This is a genomic window from Photobacterium pectinilyticum, assembly GCF_024357955.1.
Lineage (GTDB): Bacteria > Pseudomonadota > Gammaproteobacteria > Enterobacterales > Vibrionaceae > Photobacterium > Photobacterium pectinilyticum.
On record NZ_JANEYT010000039.1, the window covers coordinates 38718 to 46920 of the forward strand.

Below are 8203 nucleotides of genomic sequence, written 5' to 3' on the forward strand. Positions count from 1 at the left end.
CAGCTGCGCTTCCGTCACACTTTTGCTTCGCAAAAGATGAAACGGAAGCTGCTGGCAAGAGATGTATCTCTTGACTCTCTAAGGATAACCTCCGTGGGAGGTTATCATGCTCAATAGAATCCGATTATTTCATCGTCATTTTAACTACAAATCGACGCCAACTGGGCGTAAAAAATGTGAATCATCACTACAGCATTCTCTTCGAATCAGCCCAGGTCATGACTCTGTAAAACAGCTTGAATGGAATCCTGCACTGACCAACAACAATATTATTTATTACCGTGGTCGTGTGCAGGCTCTTGATGAACTAGAGCAAGATGAACGACAAGAAATTCTATTTGATATAGCACCAGAGCCTAGGCTGCGCGACCACAAAAAACTGCAAACGCAACAACGACAATACCGCGCAAAAATTAAAAAGACGATAGCTTCTGAACGCAAGGCAGGAAACATACAAGCGAGTGACTTTCTTTCGAACATACTCAAACAGAAAGAACGTATTAGCTATTCACAAATTGACGGGTTTGCGCAGTTGTCTATGACTCGCCCGAGACAAAGACGACATATGTTGGAAGTCTACCTCAATGCGCATAATCAAATCTGTACGCGCCCGAAAACTGAGAATGCCATTGCGGTACAAGAAGGTATTTTCAAAATCCCTCACCAGTGGGGAGTTGGTTCTGACGTTATTTCCCTACACGAGTACGTTGAATTCACCAGGCAGTTTTTAGATTTCCACTATCCTAATCACGCTATAGAGGTCATCATCGGTCATGATGACGAGCGTGATGAATCTGAGTCTACGGGGCTTCACACTCATTATTATCTTAGCGGTAAGAACCACCAAACGGGTGAGTACGATTTACGTAAAAGGCAGATTGAGATTGTTAATGAGTTTCTCGCTAAGGAAGATTCCGCACATGAACCCTTCCCCGCTAGCGGTAAATTAAGTCATCGGCAAAGCAAGGCTTTTGGTCATCATTACCAGCGTATGGTTCAAGAATACACAAATGAACACCTGCTGAAACCAAAGGGTTTTGTTGCTGAATTTGCGGATGAAACGGAGAAAGCCAGCAAACAATACCAGCATATGGTTGCCCAAGCCAAACTGCCAAAATCGGCACGAGAGTTTAATTTTTACAATCGGCAACTAGCACAATGCAAACAGCGACTGGAATCACTTAAGGACGATACTGCTCTGCTAAATGAACAAAAAAAAGCTATTGTTCCGTTGCTCGCTACCGCGATGCAAGAAATAAAAAATGCTGATATCTACCTAAAGAACCAGCAAAGCCAACTAGAGCAGTTGCATGCAAAGAAAGTCGACGCACAGAATGAGATTGATGCGATGGGTATGCGTTATCTCGCATTGCAGCATACTTTTGCTAACAAGCATGATGAGCTAAACAGTGTTGAAGATGCGTTAGCAAATGCAGAGCACAACCTGAAAGCCATCAACCGAGAATCTAAGCAGCAACTTGAGAGCATCATTGAGTCTGTCTTCATGTTGCTGCTAGCGAAGGCTAAGAACAACTCTGGGCTTGTTAAGAAATTTACGCAGCAACTGACCTCGCAAGTCAACACAAAGCTTCCTGACCCTTTGGAGCCGATCCTAGACGCAGGAATAGCACTAACTCGTGATGAGTTAGCTATTGAGCCTTGACGGTGGTTTTCACAAAGTATTCTCAATTATTGTTGTTTACGATAATGGCGAATACTTTCTTCTCATACGTTCAATTAGATGTTTGGTACTAAACTGACGGATTGCACTTTGCCTACTGGCAACTAGGAGGGAACCCTTCCTAGTTCAAACTCATTCCTGTCCAGAACCATCATTGTTGGCACTTCGTAACTCAGAAGTGCCCCTTTCCGTGCCAGCGACGCTCAACCTCACAAATCACAGTGAGGTGGTTTGACCTACTTTTTCTAATCTGTGCAATGTTTAGTAAGGTGAGGGCTTACCACTTGTTGGTACTACTGAGAGAAGAAGTCTTGCAGGACTCATTTCTTATAAGTTTGTTTGACTTAAATAGTGTTTTTCCTCATTTTATCTTCAGGACACTCAGCAATTTAGAACGCCAATGCCAATATCAATACAAGATGGAATAGTAAATGAAAAGTGGATTCTTCCATATGATGGAGAAGAAGTAATATTAGGTGTAAAGAACTCACTTCACCCTCATTCTTTTACAATATCGAACAAAAATGGCTTTGGTCGAAAAGATCCATGGAACATTTTTTTTAGAGTTCTAAATGAAATTGTTTGGTATTACAGAGTTAAAGTTCGTGAAATCAATGGTTTGAATAGTTCTTATTGTGCCACTATGAACTTTATTCCAAATGATGATAGTTATGCGCTGCATATGGATTGCTTCAAGCAGAGAGTGTTTAGTGATGCTCAGCACCTTGCTTTGGGTTTTTTCCGAGAAGGGGTATCTAGTGGAAGTGCCTATTACGAATTTCTATGTTATGCCAAGATTCTCGAAATTCCGTTTAAAAATGGGAAGTGTAAGGGGGCTTGGATTGAGCAGCAGATTCCAACTTTAGAAGGTGAGCAGGCTAGAACATTGAGAGATAGAAAGCCCCACTTCTTGAATGGAAAAAAGCTTGAGGACTGGTTGCGGGAAGATGGCAGGCATGCACTTTCTCATGCAACCATACAAGGCAGTCAGACAGTGAGAGATCCAAACAGTTACTCAGACTGGAATGAAATCAAGTGGGGCAATGCGGTGATGCATGAGTTGGCTGTACGGGCTATCAAGTTAATCGGTATTGAATAGGTGCCACTATCCAGTCTCAATAGAATTTGGATAGTGGCTGGTTACCCTTTACCGAAATGACCACTCAGTGATCGCAAAGTCTACGATTTTGTTATGCCGTTCATCTATTGCTTCACAATCCCACACTGGGTTCTCGCTATCTTTAACGAAAGAAGCAATCTCAGCCTGTTGGTTGAGAATGGGGGTCTTTCTGTAAGACATTAACTTATCGGCAAATGGTTTGTTTCCGATGGACGCATTGTGCGACCCTGATATGAGCATGAGGTTACCAAGACAATTGAGGTATTCAGAGCTAAATTCTTCGGAATATTCGCCCTGCTCATTGAGTTCATATCCTGTTTCGAGAGGACTTCCATCAGTAGGCGTGCGCGGTGCTATATGTTCAATTTGTTGGTTAGTAATCTTGAACCCTTCGACTGAATATCCTGCTCTCTGAAGATAACTCTCGTAGCTCCAAAGCAGGTAGGTTAGTACATTATTTCCGTACATCCCGCCATGTAGATAGTTCTTCGTATTTGTATCACTCCAATACCATGTATCGTTGAGCTTACTTGTTATTTTTTCTGATAAGACAGCATTGTTGCCATCGTAGGAGAGCAGAATTTCATTGAGACGCTCTTGGATATTTGCCCGACTGTTTATGAGCTTAGCCCTAAAGGTTATCACTTCAAGAATGCGGAAAAGAGTTGGGAGATCTGAAGAGTTATAACGGTAGCCCTTAATAATGAATGGGTAAATGTACGCGGGGATCCCAAGTTTAAACAGCCTTTTTGCATACAGACTCTCTTCATGTTGTAACTTATCTATGGCCACGAATGAATCGTTTAAACTTCGAACGAACTCTTTTATCCAGGTAACTTTGTCATCTTTGTTACGGAAAGCTTCCTTCAAGTCATCCAAAGTGCGGTAGGCATACCCCTTGATATACGCATTGTTGTGGTAAATCAGCACACTATCTTCATTAATCCGCTCTATGTTGTTGATTACCTGATAAATGCGTTTAAATATGTTCGATACAAATTCGATATTGTTATCAACATCGTCAGCAGGGCTATTCACGTACATCTGATACATGAAATACGATTTGACCTTTTCCATATTGGTCAATTCTTTGCCTCTATTATTTTCCAGTTCAAACATCAGAGCCGCATCCTTCTTACCCTCCAACTCGATGATGGTAAGGTCGGTATTTTCAAGCTTCTCTTGGATACTGACAAGGCGTGCGGTATCAAGTTTAGAGAGTTGTTTAGTGAAGTATGCTTTCGCTTCAAGTAGTTTCTTTTGTGATGGAGAATAGGCATCAAACTGATCGTGATTTTCGACAATTAGGCAGTCATAACAACTTCGATCATATTCAACTGGGCGGAGTTTAATATTTTTATCTCTGATGAAAGCTTCTTCAGTGTCATTAATGTCAAAATCATGCTCTGACAGGTCATTTCGTGTCTTTAATACGTTGAGTAGAGAGCGAACAAATATAGTAATGGTAGTGACCCTTTGCTGGCCGTCAATGATTTCGTATAACTTGTTCTTTTCAACGCATTCAAGAAGAATATTCCCGAAAAAATAGTTGTTTTCCCCATCTACTTGTTCATAAAGATCTGACAAGAATTCATTCCAGTTGTTCTCTCCCCAAGCATAAGCCCGCTGGTATACAGGGATCTCGTAACTAACCTTGGAGGGCTCAAAGAAAGCCAATACTGTGGTTTGATTAAAGTTCATTTCACTCCCATCACTAAATATTACAAAGCGTTTAATATCAATAGGTTAATCATATCAGATGCAGTAAAAGGAAACAGTGAATAATGCAGTGTTTTTTAATTCATTACATTAGAACCCATATTGGGGCTTGTAGTGGTTCACTAAAACTGGCCACTGATATAGAGTTTTCCCATGTTTTTTTATGAGAACAAGGCAGACATTGATGGCATTCGTAACTCAGAAATGTCCAGCTTCGTGTTAGCGGTGTAGATCGTTGCAATGTGATCATTGCAACGTAGAGCTGCTCCACCCAAAACTAACTCCGACTCATGAATCTCAGTTGTAACGCACACTTGTCCATCACACATTAGAGTTTGTCATTATTTTTGTGATTGACTTCTCAAATTTAGAAAAATAAAATGCTTAGTTCTCGTTATTATCACGAGTAAAAATTACTCCTTAATGATTAAATAATCATTGTTTTTTATTTTAACTTGTAGAAAATAATTTTTTGCTTTTGGCTATATATAGAGCCAATGAAAAAGTGACATGCCCCTTGAGATTGCCTCCTCTCTTAAATTAGTTGTTTAGCAAAAAAACAGAGATTTTAATTAACTTAAAACCAATAATTACAGCAACAAGAATAAATTATAACTTGTATCTATTTAATTTAAATCAATGACTTGAGGTGATCTTGGCACTTGTCGGTGATGAGTTTTCTGTCTAGACTGAAGGTACTCAATCCTTAGGGAGAATTAAACCGAAAATCAAGATATTAATAGTCATCTTCAAAGCTCATCAAAGTTAGCAGTTTAAGCTATATGTACTTTTTGTCTCTGCATGTAACACAATTAATTAGGTGCTACCTATGAATATTAAACACATCAATCATCATATTAGTGAAATGATACTCGATTTATTTGATGGCGATATGGATATGGCGGAGGAATGGCTCTGCACCCCTAAATGCTTCCTCAACAATGAGACACCTCTAGATGCTCTTACTACGTCTGGTGGAGCTAATAGAGTCGTTGAAGCGATACAACGAATTAAACGCGGTGACTTCTCTTAGTAATAGCAGGCACTGAGTACGGAAAATTCAGCTTAAGTACAATTAATTCAGGAGTGAATATATGATCGACTTTATCCAAAGCAACATTGCTATTTTTATTGGCCTAGGAACAGGTTTTTTTATCGGGATGATTTTAGCATTATTGTATGTACTGAAAAAAGTAAAATCAGAACGACAAAAATAAACACCCTCATCGCACAGTTAGAAAAATAGTATTTGACTAACAATCTGGCTTGTGATTTGATGTATGTGAATCACATTTGTTCAATCCGAATTTTTCTCAATGTCGGGTAACATCCTGAAAAATTAGAGGATGTTTTTAAAAGAGTTCAGGCTAGATAGGGTTCAAATCCCTATCTCTCCGCCAAATTAGAAGAAGCCAGCTTAATTGCTGGCTTTTTTGCATCTGTCGCTTGGCAATGAAAGGGATAGGGTGAAGAAACCTAGACTGAGGACAGTTTTTCTCCGTAATAGATTTTTTCTATTGAATCAATCAATGTAATCAGCGTGACCTTATTTTTTAAAGTGGCATAATGAACTCATCAACAGGGAGCAATAATGATGATGAGTCTCCAGTTGCAATAGTTACTTATTAAAGTTTAAGGGAAATGATTATGTTCGAATCTAAAGAAGGTCAGGCAGTACCAGAGGTAACATTCCACACTCGCCAAGGTGATCAGTGGGTAGACGTAACCACGGAAGAACTATTTGCAAATAAAACAGTTATCGTCTTTTCATTACCGGGTGCATTCACCCCCCACTTGTTCTTCTAGCCACCTACCACGTTACAATGAGTTAGCCTCAGTATTCGCTGAGCGCGGTGTTGACGACATTCTGTGTGTCTCTGTTAACGATACCTTTGTAATGAACGCATGGAAAGATAACCAAGAAGCTGAAAGCATTACTTTCATCCCAGACGGTAACGGTGAGTTCTCGAAAGGAATGGGTATGCTGGTTGCGAAAAATGACCTCGGCTTTGGTGACCGTTCATGGCGTTACAGCATGTTGGTAAAAGATGGCGTTGTAGTGAAAATGTTTATCGAAAACGACGAGCCGGGCGACCCGTTCAAAGTGTCTGATGCCGATACCATGCTGGGTTACATTGCCCCTGAGCACAAACTGCAAGAATCAATCACGGTATTTACCAAGCCAGGCTGTCCATTTTGCGCCAAAGCGAAACAGAGCCTTATCGATCAGGGGCTGGGCTATGAAGAAGTGGTTCTAGGCAAAGATGCAACCACGGTAAGCTTACGTGCTATCTCTGGCCGCAGTACGGTGCCTCAGGTATTTATTGGCGGCAAGCACATTGGTGGCAGCGAAGAGCTAGACATTTTCCTCGCGAAGTAATCGAGAAGTATTGAATTAAATTAAAAGCCAAGTATGGATAACCATACTTGGCTTTTTATTCAAATCACTGAAAAGGTTGACGTACCTTGTAAAGCGCAAATATAAGTGGTGATAATTGTCGGTGGGTCATTCCAGCCTGAGTATTTTGATGACTGACCGTCTTTTCCTACAGCGACGTAGCGAGCCTATGTAGCCGGCTTGATTTATAAGCCAGTGTAAAGCCACATGCCAGGATCATTCCTCCGATCCCTATAAAAATCGCGGCATCACGCCATGTATCGGTAGAAATAGCAATCAAGCTAACTAGTACGCCAAGCAATGTTAAGGCACGGCCCATGAAGATCCCGTTGGTGTGATCAATAGGGCTTTGCTCCTCTTTGCTCATTGGAGTAGCTAGGCGTTGGCGAATTTCTTGTGTGTCTTGCTTCGTTCTTGATAGCCAAGGCGTCAGCATAAAGAATCCACCAGTAAAGAAAACGTGGGAGATAAAGGTCGCTGCAATCTTCAAATCAACCTGTTCACGACCCGTCAATGTATAGTCGAATAGACCGGCAAACCATTCAACGTTAAAGCTAAAATGGACAATAACGGAAACAATAAGGCCAACCAATACTGTTGCCCAACCAGACCAACCCGGAGTGCGAAGGTTAAGCAAGGCTAGAAATGATGGCATCGACAACGGCATTTGTATCATGGCAGTGAATAGCATCATGATATCGAACAGGCTGTAACCTTCTAGCCGGGAAAAGAAAAGTGCCACGGCACAAGCCATAACGCCAGTTAACAACGTTGCCCATTTGCCCAGTAGCATTTGTTGCCGGTCCGTTCCTTTTGGGTTGATAAGGGAAAGGTAGATGTTATTTACCACAATGAAGTATTAGGCAAGCACGGTACAGGGGCTATGGTGACTATTTTAGAGCGTAAAACACGATTTTACGTGGTGAAGAAAGTGCCATCCAAATCAGCGGATGATGTCACCAAAGCAACCATAGAGTTACTCATGCCATACAAGGAGCATGTCCATACCATCACGGCAGATAACGGGAGAGAGTTTGCAGGTCATGAAACCATCGCAAAGGAGCTGGAGGCTGATGTGTACTTTGCCCACCCTTATAGTTCTTGGGAGCGAGGGGCTAATGAGAATGCGAACGGTCTTTTAAGGCAATATGTGAAGAAAGGAACCGACCTAACAACGGTAATGGACAGCGATATTGAATTCGCTTTATCGCGGATAAATTATCGACCGAAAAAGTGTTTAGGCTTCAAGCAGCCAGCGATTGTCTTTAAAGAAATGGCATTGGCT

At 41.2% G+C, this 8203-nt stretch carries 6 protein-coding genes and 2 pseudogenes; 6 read left to right on the forward strand and 2 right to left on the reverse strand.

The genetic code is table 11. The annotated features are described in order from the left end of the window. The first annotated feature begins 106 nt into the window (after nt 1-106). Nucleotides 107-1663: a hypothetical protein gene (locus NHN17_RS16065; RefSeq protein ID WP_255043624.1), complete on the forward strand. Its 1557-nt coding sequence runs from the start codon at nt 107-109 to the stop codon at nt 1661-1663. A gap of 418 nt (nt 1664-2081) precedes the next feature. Beyond that, nucleotides 2082-2780 carry a methylamine utilization protein MauJ gene (mauJ, locus tag NHN17_RS16070; protein ID WP_255043625.1) on the forward strand — a complete coding sequence of 233 codons (699 nt, stop codon included), beginning with the start codon at nt 2082-2084 and terminating at the stop codon, nt 2778-2780. A 48-nt stretch (nt 2781-2828) separates the two neighbouring features. Here mauJ and NHN17_RS16075 read toward each other — a convergent pair whose 3' ends face one another. After that, on the reverse strand, nt 2829-4502 hold the full coding sequence (locus NHN17_RS16075) for a DUF262 domain-containing protein (RefSeq protein ID WP_255043626.1): 1674 nt from the start codon (nt 4500-4502) through the stop codon (nt 2829-2831). Nucleotides 4503-5349: 847 nt separating this feature from the next. Here NHN17_RS16075 and NHN17_RS16080 point away from each other — a divergent pair. The 3 genes and pseudogenes from NHN17_RS16080 (at nt 5350) to NHN17_RS16090 (ending at nt 6900) form a co-directional block, all read left to right on the forward strand. Continuing rightward, nucleotides 5350-5553 (forward strand): MbcA/ParS/Xre antitoxin family protein, encoded by a 204-nt coding sequence (locus tag NHN17_RS16080; protein ID WP_255043627.1) that lies wholly within the window; start codon nt 5350-5352, stop codon nt 5551-5553. 61 nt (nt 5554-5614) lie between these two features. Further along, nucleotides 5615-5737: a hypothetical protein gene (locus NHN17_RS16085; RefSeq protein WP_255043628.1), complete on the forward strand. Its 123-nt coding sequence runs from the start codon at nt 5615-5617 to the stop codon at nt 5735-5737. 430 nt (nt 5738-6167) lie between these two features. Next, nucleotides 6168-6900, forward strand: a pseudogene (locus tag NHN17_RS16090) (glutathione peroxidase). A 166-nt stretch (nt 6901-7066) separates the two neighbouring features. Here NHN17_RS16090 and NHN17_RS16095 read toward each other — a convergent pair. After that, entirely contained in the window at nt 7067-7711 is a 645-nt protein-coding gene (locus NHN17_RS16095; RefSeq protein WP_255043629.1) for a hypothetical protein, read from the reverse strand. Between the two features lie 63 nt (nt 7712-7774). Between NHN17_RS16095 and NHN17_RS16100 the strand changes: the two are divergent. After that, nucleotides 7775-8203 (forward strand): annotated as a pseudogene (locus NHN17_RS16100) (IS30 family transposase); the annotation flags it as partial.